Below are 16,097 nucleotides of genomic sequence, written 5' to 3' on the forward strand. Positions count from 1 at the left end.
GAACGGCGCGAGCGCCCCCTGAAGCCGTCCGTTTGGGGGGCTTGCGCAGGGTGGCCGGCCCGGGTCGTAGCGTGAGCACCCGTCGAGGTGCCGGTGCCGTCGAGGGTCAGCCCCCGTCGAGGCTGTCCTCCCGCACCCGCCGTGCCAGGTCGAGCTTCGTGTACGTGGGGCGGCCCGCCTGCTGGTACTTGGCCTTGACCCGGTCCAGGTAGTCCTTGGCCGTGTGCACCGTGATGCCCGCGCGCCGGGCAGCGGACTTGAGGGTCAGCCCGGAGGCGTAGTCGAGCAGGATCTGCCGCTCCCGGGGCGAGAGCTGCGGGCGGGCGGGGCTGTTGTCGTGCGCGCAGGCGAAGGCGAGTTCCACGGAGTGGGCGCTCCGGCCCGCCGCGAGCTCCTTGACGGCGTCGACCAGCGTCGGCAGGTCGTGGTCCTTGGTCAGGTAGCCGTCGGCGCCCGCCCGGATCGCTTCGATGATCCGGGAGCGGTCCGGCACCGTACTGATCATCAGGACCCGGCTTCCCGTACGCAGGAGCCGCCGGATGTTGTCGGCGGGTGCGGAACCGTCCCGCAGCACGAGGTCGAGGAGGACGACGTCGGCCGGCACGTATCCCGGACCGCTCCCGCCGGAACCGTACGGAAGGTGCCCGTCCGGTGGCGCGCCGAGGAGCTCCGCCACGGTGGCCGCGGTTGCCACGAGCCGCAGCTCCGGCACCCTGCCCAGCCAGGCCTGCAGGCCGTCGAGCAGCATCCTGTCGTCGTCGACGACCGCGACGGTGATCACCCGGGCCATCTCAGCTCCACCCGTACGCCCTCGCCGGGGGCGGTGTCCACGCTCGCCCGGCCGCCCGCCTCCGCCATCCGGTCGCGGACCGAAAGACGCAGTCCCAGGCCGGGTTCGTACCGGTCGGGGTCGAAACCGGGCCCCCGGTCGACGACGGTGACGACGACTCCCCCGCGCGCGTCCGGGTCTCCGGTCGCGGTGAGGTAGGCGTGTCCCGTGCCCGCGTGCCGCCGGACGTTGTTCAGGGCCTCCCGCACGGCGTCGCCCAGCGCGGCGGCGGCCTCGGGCGGCACCTGCGGCAGATCGTGGTACTGGGCGGTGACCCGCAGCTGGAGGCCCTCGACGGAGCCGACCGCCTCCTCCAGGGCCGCGCCGATCTCCCGGTGGTGGACCTCGTCGGCGGTCCGCTGGATCAGCCGGCGCAGGTACGCGGCCTCGCGGGCACAGCGCTCCCTCACCTCGGGGGCGTTGGCGTCGACCCCGCCGGCCGCCAGGGTGGTCAGCGTGGCGAGGACGGTGTCGTGCAGCGCCCGGTGGTGTTCCAGCCGCTCGGCGTAACGGGCCTTGTGCGCTTCGGCGTCCAGCGCGCGGGCGTTGGCCTCGTCGAGAAGGCGTCCTTGGCGGCACAGGTACCACTTGAACACCCAGGTCATCGCGGCCGAGGCCACCAGCGAGTTGAGATGGCCGACGATCACGGCGGGGCTCGCGCCCACCGCCTGGTAGCCGATGAAGTGGGTCACCACGAGGAGCCCGATCACGGCGAGGGCGTGGAACCGGTCGAGGGCGATGGAGGCGACGGCGCTCGCCGAGCCGCCGAGGAGCATCGCCCACCCGATCGTGGCGGGCTCGCGCGCGCCACCCCAGGCACAGAGGGCCAGGGGCAGCACGCATCCGGTCACGAGGAGGTCCCCCCAGACGCTGCGCCGGTCGAACCAGCCGCGCCGCCAGGCCGCGCCGTAGACCAGCGCGCTCACGGCCAGGGCCGCGGCGAGCCCTGCGTACTGCAGGGGAAGGTGCGGCCGGTGCTGGGTCAGGGCAAGGACGCCGACCGTCAGATGGCTTGCGCGGTAGAGCAGGGTGGCCACGATCATGAAGGACTGCGCGCGCTGCAGTCCCGACCCCACCGCGGTCGTCCCGGTCGCCCTTCGCAGTGCCCGTATGCGCCGTACCGGCAAGGACAGCACCGCCAAGACCGCACCTCCCCCGTAACGGTGGCTCCAGGGATCCCAGAGCCGTCCCGCGCGGAACGAGGTGGGTTCGGAGCCACGCGACCCGCAATTGCCAATGACATCGTGACATCGCACATTTTGCCCCAGCAGGTGCACGCCAAGAAGATGCCGACCGGGCTACTCCCGGGCTTGGCCGAGTCGGTACTACCGCTGGCCGAAAGTGATCTACGCCTGACAGCGCCTGATAATTCAGTCGCCACCCTCGGGCCGGCCCGATAGCCTGCTGGCCGATCCGTCGTACACGACATGCACGGCATGCATGACGTATGCGACATGCATGGACAGAAGTCCCAGCCACTGGCATCCCTGGAGGGCCAAATGATGAGCGTCGCTGTGACAGGCCTCCCCGCGGTCCTGTTCTCTCCGGGTGTCCGTCCGAGCTGAGGCTCCGGTGGCCGCCCGCTTCCTCGAAGGGCGCCACTCCGTTGGCTTCTGTCTACTGCAACCTTCCCGCTCTCGGCTGGGACGACGGCTTCGCCGCCTCCCTGAAGCCGGGGCGCATTCCCGCGCGCGTCACGCGCGTCGACCGTGGCACGTGCGACGTGCTCACCGCCGACGGCGAACGGCGCGCGGCCCACAGCGCCGCGCTCAAGCGCGCCGCTGCCACCGATCCGGTCGCCCTGCCCTGCGTGGGTGACTGGGTGGCGATCGACGGCGACAGCCCGATCCGGTTCCAGATCCAGGAGGTTCTCCCCCGCCGGTCCTCGATCGTACGAGCCGGCGTCGCTCCGGGCGTCGCGCAGGGCCAGGTGCTGGCCGCCAACGTGGACGTCGTCTACATCGCGGAGCCGGCCGTCCCCCGCGTCGACCTCGGGCGGATCGAACGGTTCCTGGCCCTGGCCTGGGAGAGCGGGGCCCGGCCGGTGGTCCTGATCACCAAGGCGGACCTCGCCCCGGTGGACCTCACCGAGGTGGAGGCCGCCGCGCCCGGCGCAACGGTCCGGGCCGTCTCCTCGCTCACCGGTGAAGGCCTGGAGGAGGTTCGGCTCCGGGGCGGCCGCACGGCCGTCCTGCTCGGCAAGTCCGGCGCCGGGAAGTCGACCCTCGTCAACGCCCTCGCCGGGGCGGACCGGATGGCCACCCGGGAGATCCGGGCCGCCGACGGGCGCGGCAGGCACACCACGGTCCACCGCGAGCTGCTGATCCTGCCGGACGGCGGCCTGATCATCGACACTCCCGGGCTGCGCAGCATCGGTCTCTACGACGCCGAGGAGGGCCTGTCCCAGGCGTTCTCGGACATCGAAGAGCTCGCCGGCCGGTGCCGCTTCCACGACTGCGCCCACGAGGCGGAGCCGGGCTGTGCGGTGCTGGCGGCCGCCGAGGAGGGCGAGCTGTCCGAACGACGCCTCGCCTCCTGGCGCAAGCTCCAGCGTGAGGCCGTCTGGACGGCCTCACGCACCGACGCCCGGTTGAGGGCGGAGAAGAACCGTGCCTGGAAGATCATCCACAGGTCCATGCGCGGCATGAACCGGCCGTAGGACGGCCTCTGCTCTGCGCACCTGGTCCTCAGGTGCGCAGAGCCCCCGGGTCCGGGGCCGAGCGAGGGGGAAGGAGCGCACGGCCTCCACTGGGAACCCGGCCGGACGGGCAAGCGGGGGTCTGATGGATACTCGCTCTTTCTTCCCCACTGCTCAACCGAGGATCACCGCATGACCACGACACAGGTCGACAAATCGCCTGAACCGGAACCAGTCGCCCGCCCTTGGCGAGCCTGGCTCCTGGAGGGCCTGAGCGAACAGTCGGCACGCCATCCGGGCCCGCACGGCACCCCACCGGCCGAGCACAAGGGCCACCGGTGGTGGCGGGTGATGTGCCTGACCGGAGTCGACTACTTCTCCACGCTGGGCTACCAGCCCGGGATCGCCGCGCTCGCCGCGGGAACGCTCTCCCCGCTGGCGACCCTCGTGCTGATCGCGCTCACCCTCCTCGGGGCGCTCCCCGTCTACCGGCGGGTCGCGGCGGAGAGCCCGCACGGCGAGGGCTCGATCGCCATGCTGGAGCGGCTGCTGCCGTGGTGGGCGGGGAAGCTGTTCGTGCTGGTGCTGCTCGGCTTCGCGGCCACCGACTTCATGATCACCATCACCCTGTCGGCGGCGGACGCCTCGGCCCACGCCGTGGAGAATCCTTTCGCCCCGGAGTGGGTGCACGGCGGCAACATGTGGATCACCCTGATCCTCATCGCCGCACTGGGCGCGGTCTTCCTCAAGGGCTTCCGCGAGGCGATCGACGTGGCTGTGGTGCTGGTGGCGGTGTACCTCGTCCTGAACGTCATCGTGCTGGCCACGGCCGTGTGGAAGGTCGCCGCCGAACCGGTCGTCGTCGACGACTGGTGGCACGCCGCGACCGCCGAGCACTCCTCTCCCCTGGCCATGATCGGCGTGGCCCTGCTCGTCTTCCCCCGTCTCGCGCTGGGCATGTCGGGCTTCGAGACCGGCGTCGCCGTCATGCCGCAGGTCCGGGGCGATGCCGGCGACACGTACGCGAAGCCGGCCGGACGGATCCGCGACACCCGCAGGCTGCTGACCACCGCTGCCCTCATGATGAGCGGATTCCTGCTGGTCAGCAGCCTCGCCACCACCTTCCTCATACCGGCGAAGGAGTTCGACAAGGGCGGCGAGGCCAACGGCCGCGCCCTCGCCTTCCTCGCCCACCAGTACCTGGGCGAGGGCTTCGGCACGGTGTACGACGTGTCGACCATCGCCATCCTGTGGTTCGCCGGGGCCTCCGCCCTGGCAGGCCTGCTCAACCTGGTCCCCCGGTACCTCCCCCGCTACGGCATGGCTCCCGAGTGGACGCGTGCGGTCCGGCCGCTGGTGCTGCTCTTCATGGCGACCGCCTTCACCGTCACCGTCCTCTTCGACGCCGACGTCGACGCACAGGGCGGTGCTTACGCCACCGGCGTGCTCGTGCTGATGCTGTCCGCCTCCTTCGCCGCCACCATCGCCGCCCACCACCGAGGCCACCGCGCCGCCGCTGCCGGCTTCGGCGTCATCACCCTCGTCTTCGCCTACACCCTGGTCACCAACGTCATCGAACGGCCCGACGGCCTGAAGATCGCCTCGCTGTTCATCGTGGGCATCCTGCTCACCTCATTGGCCTCCAGGATCCACCGCGCCTTCGAACTCCGCGCCGCCGACGTCACCTTCGACGAAGCCGCCATCCGCCTCATCGACGACGCGGCCCGCTCCGGGCCCCTGCGCGTCATCGCCAACGAGCCGGACGAACGGGACGCGGCCGAGTACCGCACCAAGGAGTACACGCAGCGCGAGGAGACCCACATCCCCAGCGGTGGTCCCGTCCTCTTCCTCGAAGTGACCGTGCGCGACTCCTCCGACTTCGCCACCGAGGTCTCCGTCACCGGCGAGGAGCGCTACGGGGCCCGCATCCTGCGGGTGCAGGGCTCCGGAGTGCCCAACACCATCGCCGCGGTACTGGTCCAGCTGCGCGACCGGACCGGCCACGTCCCCCACGCCTACTTCAACTGGACCGAGGGCCACCCGCTCAGCCACCTCCTGCGGTTCCTCGTCTTCGGCGACGGCGAGGTCGCCCCGGTCACCCGCGAAGTGCTCCGCCGCGCGGAACCCGACCCCGCCCGCCGCCCCCGCATCCACGTCGGCTGACCCGCTCCGCCGGTCCCCGGCCCGGGCAGGACGGGCCGGACCGGCGGACCGGCAGGGAAGGCCGGCGGACCGGCAGGGAAGGCCCGGTCATCGCCGGGCCGCGGTACCCGCAAAGCCGGTACGGTCCCGGCGCCGCCGGCTTCGGCCGCAGATCACCGACATGAGCAGACCGTGGGTCTCGGCATCGGCAGCCACCACGAGCCCGCGGCCTCCCTGACCGATCGGGCCGCCGTCGATCCCGGTGAGAGGACAGCCGGCGGCCCGGCACAGAGCGATGCCGGCGGCGAAATGCACACTCGCGGAAAGGTCGCCGCCGTCGGTGACGTACGCGGCGCGCTTGCCGGCCGCGACCCAGGCCAACGCCGACGTCGTGGACACAACCCGCGGCCGGTACCGCTCGACGAACCCGGAATGGGCCGGCAGGTCCACGGCCCGGAATCCGGGCGCGCCGGGAAACGGCGGATCCAGGTTGACGTCCACCAAGCGGGTGGCAGGCGTGGGCGCCAACTGTGCGTCAGCCCCTCCGTGCCGCACCCGAATCGCCGTCCACCCCGCCGGGCGAATTCCGCCTGAAACAGCCAAAGGCGCGTTTACCGGAGCCCATAGGTGGAAGGCGCGATGGTGTCCGAACGCCCAGCGCATCTCAGGAGGCATCCATGAGTGCCGAGAAGAAGGCGAAGCACGCAGCCGAGAAGATCAAGGGCAAGGCCCAGGAAGCGGCCGGCGCCGCCACGGACGACGACGCCAAGCGGGCCCGCGGCAAGGCGGAGCAGGCCAAGGCGGACGCGAAGCTGGCCGGGGAGCACGCGAGGAACGCCCTCCGGCACTGACGAGGGCGGCGGCGCGCGGGGCCGCGAATCCATCCTCCCCCTGAGCGGCCCGGCTGCCGCCCTTCTGCCTGCCACAAGGCCCGCAAGGCTCCGGAGAAGCAGTTCCGGACAGCGGTTCCGGCGGGTCGGACCGGTCCGGACAGCTCTCCGGCCGCCAAGCGTCCGGCCCGCCGGCCCAACGCGCGCTGTCAGCCGAAACAGCCGACGGTCTCGTCGAACCCGGCACAGCGCCACTTCCCCCACCAGTAGCAGCCCTCGCCACTCACGGTCAGGCACTTGTTGTCGCCGTGGATGCCCACGGTGAGCTTGCCCAAGACCACTCCGAGGCTCTTCTGCCAGGTGATGCTGCTCATCTTGGAGTTGAGGTTGAAGCCCTCGGACCAGATCACCCTGCCGGAGAGCTTGATTCCCACCTCGGCGCGCGCGACCCAGTTCTCGCCACCGTGGAATTCGATCCCCCCGTAGACACTGACGGGGCCGATGATCCTGATCTCCCAGGGGTCCCACTTGTCCGCCCGGCCGGACAGACGCTGCGTGACTTCGGGAGGTGCCACCCCCTGGTCCTCGAAGCGCTGCGCCTCGGCGATGTACTGCTGCCTCAGCTCCTCGGCCGTCGTGCCGGGTCCGCCGCCTCGCTGGTACTCGTTGATGGCCTGGGCCAGCTGTTCCCAGACGCCGGGATCGATGCCTTGCAGCCCTGTCGAGGGATCCGTCGCCATATCCCTTCATCTCCTCTTGAGAGACCACGTCGCCCGCAGCGCGTGGTGCATGCCGATGGCCTTCCAGGCCGCAGCCGCAAGCCTGAGCGGCGAACGGCCTCACCACGCGCCTGCCCGAGCGGCACGCACCGACCCCCATGACGTTCCGATTCACAAGAAAGTATGGAGATTCGCTTTTCCGTATGGGGCGCGATCCCCTTCCCTCCGCTCCTCATGGCGCGCCGGGCGTGACGGCCGTGCACCGGGCGCCCGGCACGAGGGCCCAGCAGTACGTACGTAACTCGTTCGGACGGACAGACGGTCATGGGATTGCGCTCTGGGAGGAGACCGGGTAGTCCGGGCCCATGCCCTGGATCACCGTCCGCCAGGTCATCCCCTTCCGTCACCCAAGGAGCGTCCGTAGATGAGGAACACGTTGCGTGCCCTGCTCGTGCCGGTGGCCGTCGCGGCTGCCACCGCGCTGCCGGTCTCCACGGCACACGCCGCCGACGGGTACGACCGTTGCCCCGCCGGCTCCTACTGCATGTTCTCCGGCCTCGACGGCACCGGTGACATGATCAAGCTGACGGGGAGCACGCCGGACCTGGCACCGCTCGGCATGAACAACAGGGCCAAGTCGGACTGGAACCGGACCTCTTCGACCATTCGCCTCTGGTCCGATGCGCACTACTCCGGCTGCACGGCCGTCACTTCCTCCGGCCCGACCGGTAAGGGCAACTTCTTCCCCACGTACCGGGACTTCTTCAGCTCGGTCCAGTTCGACGGCCCGGGCGGCCCGAGCTGCGGCACACCGCCCGGCGAAGGCCGCTGACCGGCTCACCGGTACCGCGGGCAAGGTGTCAGCACCCTGCCCGGGAAAGTCCCGGAGGGCGATGAGATCATGCGGGGATGCGTGACCCGTCTCAGTTGATCGATGTAGAAGACCCCGCCTGGCCCGCGCTGCGGCAGGAGCTCGAAGCCGCCGCAGTGCCGGTGGACGCGTCCCCGGCCGATGCCGGTCTGGGACGTGCCACGCTCCACCAATTGCAGGTCACGGCGAAGTCCTACCTCGGCGCATTCGTACTGCACTGCGGCGGCCTCGTCCTCGATCAGGGCTGGCTGCGCGTCTTCGGCAGCCCGGCCTCCGGCGATCCCTGGGGGCTGCCCGGCCTGGCGCACGTCAACGGCTTCCCGCCGGAGTCCGATCCCGCCTGGCGGCCCGGGGCCGGGCTGGTCGTCGCCCAGGACGTGCTGGGCGGCGTCTTCGCGGTCAACGGAGCGGACCCCGAGCAGGCGGGGCGTCCTGGATCTCCGGGAGAAGTCGTCTACTTCGCACCGGATTCCCTGCGCTGGGAAGCGCTGGGCGCGGGCCACAGCGCATGGCTGTCCTGGATCCTCTCGGGAGCGCTCGACCAGTTCTACGAAGCGCTGCGCTGGCCGGGGTGGCGTGAGGAAGTGAAGGCGCTGCGCGGCACGGAGGGCCTGTCGCTCCATCCTCCGCTGTGGTCCGCCGAAGGCAGGAACGACCTGCCGGCAACCAGCCGCCGACCGGTCCCCATGGCGGAGCTCCTGGGGATCGCCCGCGACACGTCCCAGCAGTTCGACGGGTGCGACCCGGGCTTCCTGGGAGCGGTCTGACGTCCACGCCTCGTGCCACCGCCGGTACCGGGACCTGAAGGCCGGCGCAGGCGCCGTACGACTTGCGCAGACCGATGGCGGCGACGGCGACGGACGATTGCGCGAGTTCGCAGCGTCAGGCGTGCTCATGCACATCCAGTATCACGAGATGGCGCCGGATGGCGCCACGCGACACCTTGTGGCGCCGCAAGGAGTTGGCCAGCCCCGCGCGTTGGAGGCGATGGTGGCCACCCGCAGGACGGTCCATTCCGGACCGGACTCCTCGATCAGCCGCTCCATGTCAGCATGGAGCGGCTGATCGGGTCGGTCTGCCGTTCGGCGTCCTCGTCCACCCCTGACGAGGAGAGATGGACGATGCGGCGGGCATGCCGCGCAATCGACTCCAGTACGGCGGACGCGCCCTCGGTCGTAAGGAACGGTGCCCGTGGCCAGGAGCCGAGCCACAACTTGTCGGCCGACATTGCCGGTCGCGCCCGTCACAAGAATCTCATTCATGATCGGCTCAGCCCGGGCCCGGCTCGGAGTATTCCGTCCTGCCGGGCCCTGGCCCTCGCTTCGAGGACGGAAGCCCCTGCCGAGGGCTCCCCGGCTTCCGATCACTCACAACCGTCGTCGGACGTGCCCGCCGCCTTCAGCTGGATCAAGTCCCAGCGGTTTCCGTACAGGTCCCGGAAGACGGCTACCGTGCCGTAGGGCTCGCGCCGCGGCGCTTCTTCGAATACGACCCCGGCCGCACGCATTCGCTCGTGGTCGCGCTCGAACGCGTCCGTGTTCAGGAACCAGCCGACGCGGCCACCGGTCTGGTCCCCGATACGGGCCTCCTGATCGCCGGTTACGGCCCTGGCCAGGAGGACCGCCGTCTCCCGCGCTCCGGGCGGAGCCATGACCACCCACCGCTTCTCGCTGTCGATCCGGGTGTCTTCCAGGAGTTGGAAGCCGAGGGCGTCGCGATAGAAGGTGATGGCTTCGTCGTAGTCGCGCACGACGACGGTCACCAGTCCGAGATGAGGCATTCGCTGATCCTGCCCGCCAGCAGGCAGGACGCGCCACCCCGATACGGTGCCGTCCTCCTGCGGGGACGGGCATCCGCCTCAGCTCACCGCGCGCTTCACGAGCTCACCGATCCGCGCCTCCACCTCCGCCGTCACCTCGGTCAGGGCGAAAGCGGCCGCCCACATCGGGCCCTCGTCGAGCTTCGCCTGGTCACTGAACCCGAGCGTCGCGTACCGCGCCTTGAACTTCTCCGCGCTCTGGAAGAAGCAGACGACCTTGCCGTCCAGCGCGTAGGCGGGCATCCCGTACCAGAGCTTCGGAGCGAGGACGGGGGCGTTGGCGGTGACGATGGCGTGGACGCGCTCGGCCATGATCCGGTCCGCGTCCTGCATCTCGGCGATCTTCGCGAGAACGTCCCGCTCCTCCTCCGCCGCCTTGTCCGCCCGCGAGCGGCGGCGCGCAGCCGTCTTCAGCTCCCGGGCGTGGTCCTTCATCGCGGCCCGCTCCTCGGCCGTGAACCCCTCGTACGCACTGCTTTCGGCGCTGCTCATGACGGCTCTCCCCCTGGAAAATCTCGATGTACGGGACCTGGAAGAGGACCATATCCCTGCCCACTGACACCGGCCCGTCGGCCGGGCGCGGCCCTGTGCGGGGACGCGGCTACGGTCGCGTCCCCGCGCAGTTCAGTCCGGCGCCCCCGGTGTCCGGTCCGGCAGGACGCATTCGATCCGGTAGTCGCCGGTCTCGTCGTCCACCGTGACCCCGTGGGTCTCGCTGCGGAAACCGGGAAAGGCGCGGTCGAAGGACTCCAGCGCGCGCAGGTAGCACAGGAGCGGCCCGTCGTCGGGGCCGACGGACTCTCCGGGCATGAGGACGGGGATGCCCGGCGGCGTCACCGTGATCATCGCGGCGGCCGTGCGCCCCGCGGCGTCGGCGATCCGGACCCGCTCGGTGCCGGAGCGGATCAGCTGCTGGTAGCACCACTGCGGCGGGGCGACGGGCTCGGGGAGCTCCTGGAAGGCACGGTCCAGGAGGGTGACGAGGTCGGCCCCTCGCAGGTGGTCGTGCATGGCGGCGCACAGCTCGCGCAGGCTCGTACCGGCGTAGCGCCGGGGGTGCGCGGCGACGGTGCCCGGCAGGACGTGGTCGAGGAGGGCCCCGTCGTCGTGAAGCGCCTTGAAGTCCATCAGGGCGTCGAGCAGTGTGCCCCACTTGCCCTTGGTGATGCCCATGGAGAACAGGATGAGCGTGGTGTAGCTGTCGGTCTTCTCCACGACGATGTTGCGGGTGGCCAGGTAGGCCGTCAGGATCCGCGCGGGGATGCCGTGGTCGGCCCAGGTGCCCGTGGCGTCGATGCCCGGGCAGGTGAGGGTCACCTTGACCGGGTCGAGCATGCAGTAGCCCTCGGTGAGGCCGGGGAACCCGTGCCAGGCGGCGCCGGGCTCCAGGTGCCAGCAGGAAGGGTGGGAGCGCACCAGGTCCAGCGGGGCGTCGGCGAACGCGTGCCGCTCGCCGGTACCGGGGTCGTGGACCGTGTCGGGCTGCCAGACGCCGAAGAACCACGCGGGCCGGTCTCCGGCCGCGGCGATGCGCCGGCCGGTACGGGCGATGGTCTGGCGGAAGCGGACCGCCTCGGTGACCGCCTCGTCGATGAGCCACCGGCCCTGCGGCCCGTCCATCATCCCGGTGGCCACGTCGAGGGAAGCCAGGGCGGGGTACAGCGGCGACGTGGTTCCGTGCATCATGAACGCATCGTTGAACCGGTCGTGCTCCACGGGCGCTCGCGGCGCCGACTTCACGTGGACCATCGCGGTCTGGCTCAGCGCGGCCAGGAGCTTGTGCGTGGACTGGGTGGCGAAGACAGTGGGCCGCTCCGGCCCCGGGAACGTGTCGGGGCCGACGGCCGTGCCGTAGCGGCCCTCGTAGAGCGGGTGGAAGCGCGCGTACGCGAACCACGCCTCGTCGAAGTGCACCCGCGGGGAACTGGCCGCCAGGTCGCGGGCGACCTGGACGGCGTCGTAGCACAGGCCGTCGTAGGTCGAGTTGGTGACGATCGCGTACTCCGGCTGCAGTGACACGGCGCCGCCTGCCAAGGGGTTGCCGGCGATGCGGGCGCGTACGGCCGCGGCTTCTGTCGCGGCGGGCGGCAACGGTCCGGCGAGCCCGTAGCCGTTGCGGGTCGGGATCAGGTAGACGGGCCGGGCCCCGGAGATCACCAGCCCGTGCAGCACCGACTTGTGGCAGTTGCGGTCCACGAGGGCGATCTCGTCCCGGGAGACGCAGAAGTGTCCCACCATGCGGTCGGCCGTGGAGTTGCCGTGCAGCACGAAGTACGTGCGGTCCGCGCCGAAGACGCGGGCGGCGTTGCGCTCCGCGTCGCCGATCGGCCCGGTGTGCTCGAACAGCGAACCCAGCTCCTCGACCGAGATCGACAGGTCGCTGCGCAGGAGCTGCTCCCCGTAGTGGTCGAAGAAGGCCCGGCCCACGGGCGATTTGAGGAAGGCGACGCCGCCGGCGTGGGCGGGTGTGTGCCACGAGTACTCGTGGGCGTCGTCGAAGCGGCGCAGCGCTTTGAAGAACGGCGGGAGCACGGCTTCGCGGTAGGTGCGCGCCGCTCCGGCGATCCGGCCGGCGATGAAGGCCGGGGTGTCCTCCAGGGGCCATACGTAGCCGACGACGGTCTCGGCGACCCACAGGGGAAGCCGCTCCAGGTCCTGGTCGGCGTCCTCTTCCATGACGAGGAGCACGGGGAGGTCCTTGAAGCGGCGGCCGATCCGGCGGAGCACGGCGGCACCGCCCGGTTCGCCGCCGCCGTGGGGGCCCGGTGGGAGCTCCCAGGCCACGACGGCGGCCGCGAGGCCCGCCTCGGTCCGGAGCACGGCGCGCGCTTCGGGCTCGGTGGCGGCCCAGCGCACCTCCAGTCCCTGGGCTTCGGTCTCCCGTCCGATCCTGCGCAGTTGACCGCCGTGCGCCCCTTCTCCCGGATGCTCCCCCACCGCGAACAGAACCGTTCCGCCGGCCATTCCGCCCCCTCACCGCAACCGCCGCATTCGCAGCCGATGCCACGCTGCCCAGGTCCCAGTTCCGCCAGTCTGACGGCGCCTCCGGAACGGCCTGCGGGAGCCGGGGTCAAACCACCCGTCGGAGGGGCTGCCGGGGGACGGGAGCTATGCGAGGGGCTGGGCTGGTTCATGTTCAACTGGGCCGTGAATGCCGGTCCTTCTGCCTGCCGGGCCGCGCCCGCCGGCATGCCGCCGGCACTGGCAGGCCGTCAACGGCGACTCGCCCGGCCCGTCGGGCCCGTCCGCAGCGACCGCCATGGCCCCCAGGAGGGCGGCGCTGCTTCGCAGCAATGATCGGCGACCGGCACGACGCAGGCCGGTCCGGCCGAGGGTGCCGAGGAGGAGACCGCCACAGCCGTGATGGAGCCCATGATTCCGGCCACGGCAGTGCCACGAACCGCCGCGACCCATTCGGGTGTCAGCAGTCGGGGTACGGGACGGTGCGTCTCCCCTCGCGCAGGCGAGTGACGCTGCCCGAAGGCGCCCGGAAGCCGACGTAGCCGCACGTAGGACGGAGGGAGTGAGGTCCGCTTCGTGCCACCCGCCGGCCACCCCTCGACAACCGGGGTTGACCCTGACTTTAAGGCGTCTCGTGACCCTGTGCGACTGCCGGTACGGCGTCGGCCGGCCCCGGCTCAGGGCCGGCCGACAGGGAAACGCCCGGAATCTGCTGGGTTACCCGCGCAGGAAGCCGTCCCCGTGCGTGGCGATGTGGGCTTCCAGGGCGCTGAGTGCGCTCTGGGTGGCCTCAAGCGTGCCTGATCCGCGCTTCTCCGCGTAGTAGGCCGCGCCGAGCTTCTTCAGCAGCTCACCCCCGGCCCGCTGGGCTTGCACTTCATCCACCTTCTGTTTGCCCTGGGCGAGGGCGTCCTGGGCCTGTGCCTTGGCCCGGTCGAGGAATCCGGCCATGTCAACCTCCTTGATGGGTGTTCGAGTGGATACCCCGGCCCGGTCGGAAATGATCCGGACTCGGGCCGGCTTTCCCGGTTCGGCGGACGTGAAGGCGGCCTTCGGCCGGTCATGCGCTCCGCCACAGAGACACCGGGCCGGCGAAGGCCGTGGAGTGAGTCTGCCGCACGACAGGCGTCCGGCTGGAGCCGTTCACGCTGTCGTCACGCTGTCGGCCGGAGCTGTACGCGTACCTGACCGCGCGTGAGGACACGCACTTCTCAAGCCCACCGGCGCCCCACCACCTTTCGTCGCCGAACAGCTCTTCACCCTCCCCTTCACCCCTGGTGAGGCAGGCGGGCAGACCGTCGGCGCCAGTGCGCCCCGTCGAGGCGGGCGTGGCACCTGGTGCTGTCCGGAGGCGGATTGTTAGCGTCACGGCGTGGTCAACACATACACAGAGTTGTCGGACTACTACGACCTGATCATGACGTCGGGCTACTACGACTACGCCGCATATGCGGCCGAGCTGGCCGAACTCCTGCAAGGCTGCCGGGATGTCCTGGAGCTCGGCGTGGGGACAGGGCTGGTGTGCGAACGGCTCCTCCGGCACAGCATCGACGGGCTGCGGCTGACCGGGTTGGACCACACCGAAAGCATGCTGGCGCAAGCCCGTGCCCGCCTGGGCGAACGCGTGCAGCTGCTGAACCAGGACATCCGGCAACTCGATCTGCCCGCCTCATTCGACGGCGCATTCTCCGTAGGCGGAGTCTGGGCTCACTACCGGACCGGCACCGAGGCAGCGCTGGGCAGCCACCTCCCCGACCACGACAGCAACGTCAGCGCACTGCGCCGCCTGCACGCCTCGCTGCGGCCCGGTGCAGTCCTGCTCATCGCCGTCCAGCGCCCCCACGACGACTACGAGCACGTGCTGCCCAACGGGCTGGTGTACGAGCAGAGAGTCAAGACCCTCTCGGGTGACCGGCTGGTCAAGGACTACTACCTTCGACAGGACGGGCGTGTGGTGGCTCACCAGCAGTGCGTCTTCCGGGTCCTGTCCGAATCCCGCGGGAACGGTCTTCTGCAGCAGTGCGGGTTCCGCTTCACCGGGGTGAGCCCGAAGGGGAACTTCTACGCCTACCGGACCGGACCTCAAGGTCCACGCGCAGGGCACGGAGGCCCCGGAGACACCATCCCCGGCTGACACGCTGCCCACGGTCGCCCCTACGGCTCTCAGCCGGATGATCGCCACCGGCGAGGGCCTGCCCCTGTGGGCAGTGAGGGGCAGGCGCGTACGTCTCAGTGGCCGACGAACGTGAGGCTGGTCGCGTCGTAGCGGGTGCCCGCGATCTGCTCGGGCGGGGCAGCGGACTCGATGGCATGAAGCTCCTCGGGGGACAGCTCGACGGCAAGGGCCGCGAGGTTCTCCTCCAGGTACCGCCGGCGCCGGGTGCCGGGGATGGGCACCACGTCCTCGCCCCGGTGCTGCACCCAGGCCAGGGCCAGCTGGCCGGCGGTGACTCCCTTGGCCGCAGCCAGTTCGTCCAGCTGCGCGACGATCGCCAGGTTCCGCTCGAGGTTGCCGTCGGCGAAGCGTGGCTGGCTGCGTCGCACGTCGTTCTCGGCCAGCCCTTCGACCGAGCTGTACCGTCCGGTCAGGAAGCCACGTCCGAGCGGGGAGAAGGGGACCAGTCCGATGCCGAGCTCACGGCAGACCGGGGCGATCTCCGTCTCCAGGTCGCGGGTCCACAGCGACCACTCGCTCTGCAGAGCGGCGATCGGGTGCACCGCGTGCGCCCGCCGGATGGTGCCCGCGCCGGCCTCGGACAGCCCGAGGTGGCGGACCTTCCCGGCCTGCACCAGCTCGGCCATGGCGCCGACGGTCTCCTCGATCGGTACCTGCGGATCGACCCGGTGCTGGTAGTAGAGGTCGATGTGATCGACCCCGAGCCTGCGCAGGGACGCCTCGCAGGCCTGCCGTACGTAGGCGGCGTCGCCGCGGACCCGGGTGGGCTCGCCCAGGCGGTTGGCGAAGCCGAACTTCGTGGCCAGCACCACCTCGTCGCGGCGGCCGGCGACGGCCCGCCCGATCAGCTCTTCGTTGTGCCCGGCGCCGTAGAAGTCGGAGGTGTCCCAGAACGTCACCCCGATATCGAGAGCATGGTGCAGTGTCGCGATCGACTGCGCATCGTCCGTGGCACCGTAGCCGTGGCTCATGCCCATGCACCCCAGGCCCTGCGCGGAAACCGCCAGACCGCCCAGGTGCCGGGTGGGAACGTCACTCATATTGCCGCCTCCTGATCTCGAACCATCTGTCCAAGACGCTAGGCGTTAGAGCGCGCTCAAGGTCAAATGGCG

At 70.8% G+C, this 16,097-nt stretch carries 14 protein-coding genes and 1 pseudogene; 6 read left to right on the top strand and 9 right to left on the bottom strand.

The features are described 5' to 3' along the window. Positions 1 to 106 precede the first annotated feature (106 nt). Together ACOTKD_RS02800 and ACOTKD_RS02805 are read right to left on the bottom strand one after the other, a co-directional pair. Positions 107 to 790: a response regulator gene (locus ACOTKD_RS02800; protein ID WP_424887204.1), complete on the bottom strand. Its 684-nt coding sequence runs from the start codon at positions 788 to 790 to the stop codon at positions 107 to 109. Next, positions 778 to 1,905, bottom strand: coding sequence for a sensor histidine kinase (locus ACOTKD_RS02805; RefSeq protein WP_424887205.1), 1,128 nt, complete (start codon positions 1,903 to 1,905; stop codon positions 778 to 780). The genes ACOTKD_RS02800 and ACOTKD_RS02805 overlap by 13 nt, the downstream gene beginning before the upstream one ends. A gap of 530 nt (positions 1,906 to 2,435) precedes the next feature. Between ACOTKD_RS02805 and rsgA the strand changes: the two genes are divergently transcribed. Together rsgA and ACOTKD_RS02815 are read left to right on the top strand one after the other, a co-directional pair. After that, positions 2,436 to 3,488 (top strand): ribosome small subunit-dependent GTPase A, encoded by a 1,053-nt coding sequence (gene rsgA, locus ACOTKD_RS02810; protein WP_424887206.1) that lies wholly within the window; start codon positions 2,436 to 2,438, stop codon positions 3,486 to 3,488. A gap of 171 nt (positions 3,489 to 3,659) precedes the next feature. Beyond that, a complete protein-coding gene (locus ACOTKD_RS02815) occupies positions 3,660 to 5,630 on the top strand; it encodes an amino acid permease (RefSeq protein WP_424887207.1) in 1,971 nt (656 codons plus the stop codon). 87 nt (positions 5,631 to 5,717) lie between these two features. Here the strand turns inward: ACOTKD_RS02815 and ACOTKD_RS02820 are convergent. Continuing rightward, a pseudogene (locus ACOTKD_RS02820) lies at positions 5,718 to 6,164 on the bottom strand (inositol monophosphatase family protein); the annotation flags it as partial. 122 nt (positions 6,165 to 6,286) lie between these two features. Between ACOTKD_RS02820 and ACOTKD_RS02825 the strand changes: the two are divergent. Further along, on the top strand, positions 6,287 to 6,460 hold the full coding sequence (locus ACOTKD_RS02825; RefSeq protein WP_424887208.1) for a CsbD family protein: 174 nt from the start codon (positions 6,287 to 6,289) through the stop codon (positions 6,458 to 6,460). Positions 6,461 to 6,648: 188 nt separating this feature from the next. Here ACOTKD_RS02825 and ACOTKD_RS02830 read toward each other — a convergent pair whose 3' ends face one another. Then, positions 6,649 to 7,179 carry a hypothetical protein gene (locus ACOTKD_RS02830; protein WP_424887209.1) on the bottom strand — a complete coding sequence of 177 codons (531 nt, stop codon included), beginning with the start codon at positions 7,177 to 7,179 and terminating at the stop codon, positions 6,649 to 6,651. Between the two features lie 403 nt (positions 7,180 to 7,582). Here ACOTKD_RS02830 and ACOTKD_RS02835 point away from each other — a divergent pair, with 403 nt between their 5' ends. Together ACOTKD_RS02835 and ACOTKD_RS02840 are read left to right on the top strand one after the other, a co-directional pair. Then, positions 7,583 to 7,990 carry a peptidase inhibitor family I36 protein gene (locus ACOTKD_RS02835; protein ID WP_424887210.1) on the top strand — a complete coding sequence of 136 codons (408 nt, stop codon included), beginning with the start codon at positions 7,583 to 7,585 and terminating at the stop codon, positions 7,988 to 7,990. 77 nt (positions 7,991 to 8,067) lie between these two features. Beyond that, a complete protein-coding gene (locus tag ACOTKD_RS02840; RefSeq protein ID WP_424887211.1) occupies positions 8,068 to 8,796 on the top strand; it encodes a DUF2625 domain-containing protein in 729 nt (242 codons plus the stop codon). Between the two features lie 596 nt (positions 8,797 to 9,392). Here ACOTKD_RS02840 and ACOTKD_RS02845 read toward each other — a convergent pair. The 4 genes from ACOTKD_RS02845 to ACOTKD_RS02860 all read right to left on the bottom strand — a co-directional run bounded on the left by ACOTKD_RS02845 (position 9,393) and on the right by ACOTKD_RS02860 (position 13,760). After that, entirely contained in the window at positions 9,393 to 9,809 is a 417-nt protein-coding gene (locus tag ACOTKD_RS02845) for a VOC family protein (protein WP_424887212.1), read from the bottom strand. 78 nt (positions 9,810 to 9,887) lie between these two features. Next, on the bottom strand, positions 9,888 to 10,340 hold the full coding sequence (locus ACOTKD_RS02850) for an iron chaperone (protein WP_424887213.1): 453 nt from the start codon (positions 10,338 to 10,340) through the stop codon (positions 9,888 to 9,890). A 132-nt stretch (positions 10,341 to 10,472) separates the two neighbouring features. Continuing rightward, positions 10,473 to 12,812, bottom strand: coding sequence for an Orn/Lys/Arg decarboxylase N-terminal domain-containing protein (locus tag ACOTKD_RS02855; RefSeq protein ID WP_424887214.1), 2,340 nt, complete (start codon positions 12,810 to 12,812; stop codon positions 10,473 to 10,475). A 714-nt stretch (positions 12,813 to 13,526) separates the two neighbouring features. Beyond that, a complete protein-coding gene (locus tag ACOTKD_RS02860; RefSeq protein ID WP_424887215.1) occupies positions 13,527 to 13,760 on the bottom strand; it encodes a hypothetical protein in 234 nt (77 codons plus the stop codon). Between the two features lie 421 nt (positions 13,761 to 14,181). On the opposite strand from ACOTKD_RS02860, the gene ACOTKD_RS02865 reads away from it, so the two are divergent. Beyond that, a complete protein-coding gene (locus ACOTKD_RS02865) occupies positions 14,182 to 14,943 on the top strand; it encodes a class I SAM-dependent methyltransferase (protein WP_424887216.1) in 762 nt (253 codons plus the stop codon). 95 nt (positions 14,944 to 15,038) lie between these two features. Here the strand turns inward: ACOTKD_RS02865 and ACOTKD_RS02870 are convergent, their stop codons facing one another. Further along, positions 15,039 to 16,025, bottom strand: coding sequence for an aldo/keto reductase (locus ACOTKD_RS02870; RefSeq protein ID WP_424887217.1), 987 nt, complete (start codon positions 16,023 to 16,025; stop codon positions 15,039 to 15,041). Positions 16,026 to 16,097 lie beyond the last annotated feature (72 nt).

This window comes from Streptomyces sp. XH2, from assembly GCF_049725035.1.
Classification (GTDB): Bacteria; Actinomycetota; Actinomycetes; order Streptomycetales; family Streptomycetaceae; genus Streptomyces; species Streptomyces roseoverticillatus.

What these genes read in the sequence shown, in the direction of transcription:
- ACOTKD_RS02800 (WP_424887204.1), bottom strand. Translation starts at nt 790, where the DNA reads ATGGCCCGGGTGATCACCGTCGCGGTCGTCGACGACGACAGGATGCTG.
- ACOTKD_RS02815 (WP_424887207.1), top strand. Translation starts at nt 3,660, where the DNA reads ATGACCACGACACAGGTCGACAAATCGCCTGAACCGGAACCAGTCGCC.
- ACOTKD_RS02825 (WP_424887208.1), top strand. Translation starts at nt 6,287, where the DNA reads ATGAGTGCCGAGAAGAAGGCGAAGCACGCAGCCGAGAAGATCAAGGGC.
- ACOTKD_RS02830 (WP_424887209.1), bottom strand. Translation starts at nt 7,179, where the DNA reads ATGGCGACGGATCCCTCGACAGGGCTGCAAGGCATCGATCCCGGCGTC.
- ACOTKD_RS02835 (WP_424887210.1), top strand. Translation starts at nt 7,583, where the DNA reads ATGAGGAACACGTTGCGTGCCCTGCTCGTGCCGGTGGCCGTCGCGGCT.
- ACOTKD_RS02840 (WP_424887211.1), top strand. Translation starts at nt 8,068, where the DNA reads ATGCGTGACCCGTCTCAGTTGATCGATGTAGAAGACCCCGCCTGGCCC.
- ACOTKD_RS02845 (WP_424887212.1), bottom strand. Translation starts at nt 9,809, where the DNA reads ATGCCTCATCTCGGACTGGTGACCGTCGTCGTGCGCGACTACGACGAA.
- ACOTKD_RS02850 (WP_424887213.1), bottom strand. Translation starts at nt 10,340, where the DNA reads ATGAGCAGCGCCGAAAGCAGTGCGTACGAGGGGTTCACGGCCGAGGAG.
- ACOTKD_RS02855 (WP_424887214.1), bottom strand. Translation starts at nt 12,812, where the DNA reads ATGGCCGGCGGAACGGTTCTGTTCGCGGTGGGGGAGCATCCGGGAGAA.
- ACOTKD_RS02860 (WP_424887215.1), bottom strand. Translation starts at nt 13,760, where the DNA reads ATGGCCGGATTCCTCGACCGGGCCAAGGCACAGGCCCAGGACGCCCTC.
- ACOTKD_RS02870 (WP_424887217.1), bottom strand. Translation starts at nt 16,025, where the DNA reads ATGAGTGACGTTCCCACCCGGCACCTGGGCGGTCTGGCGGTTTCCGCG.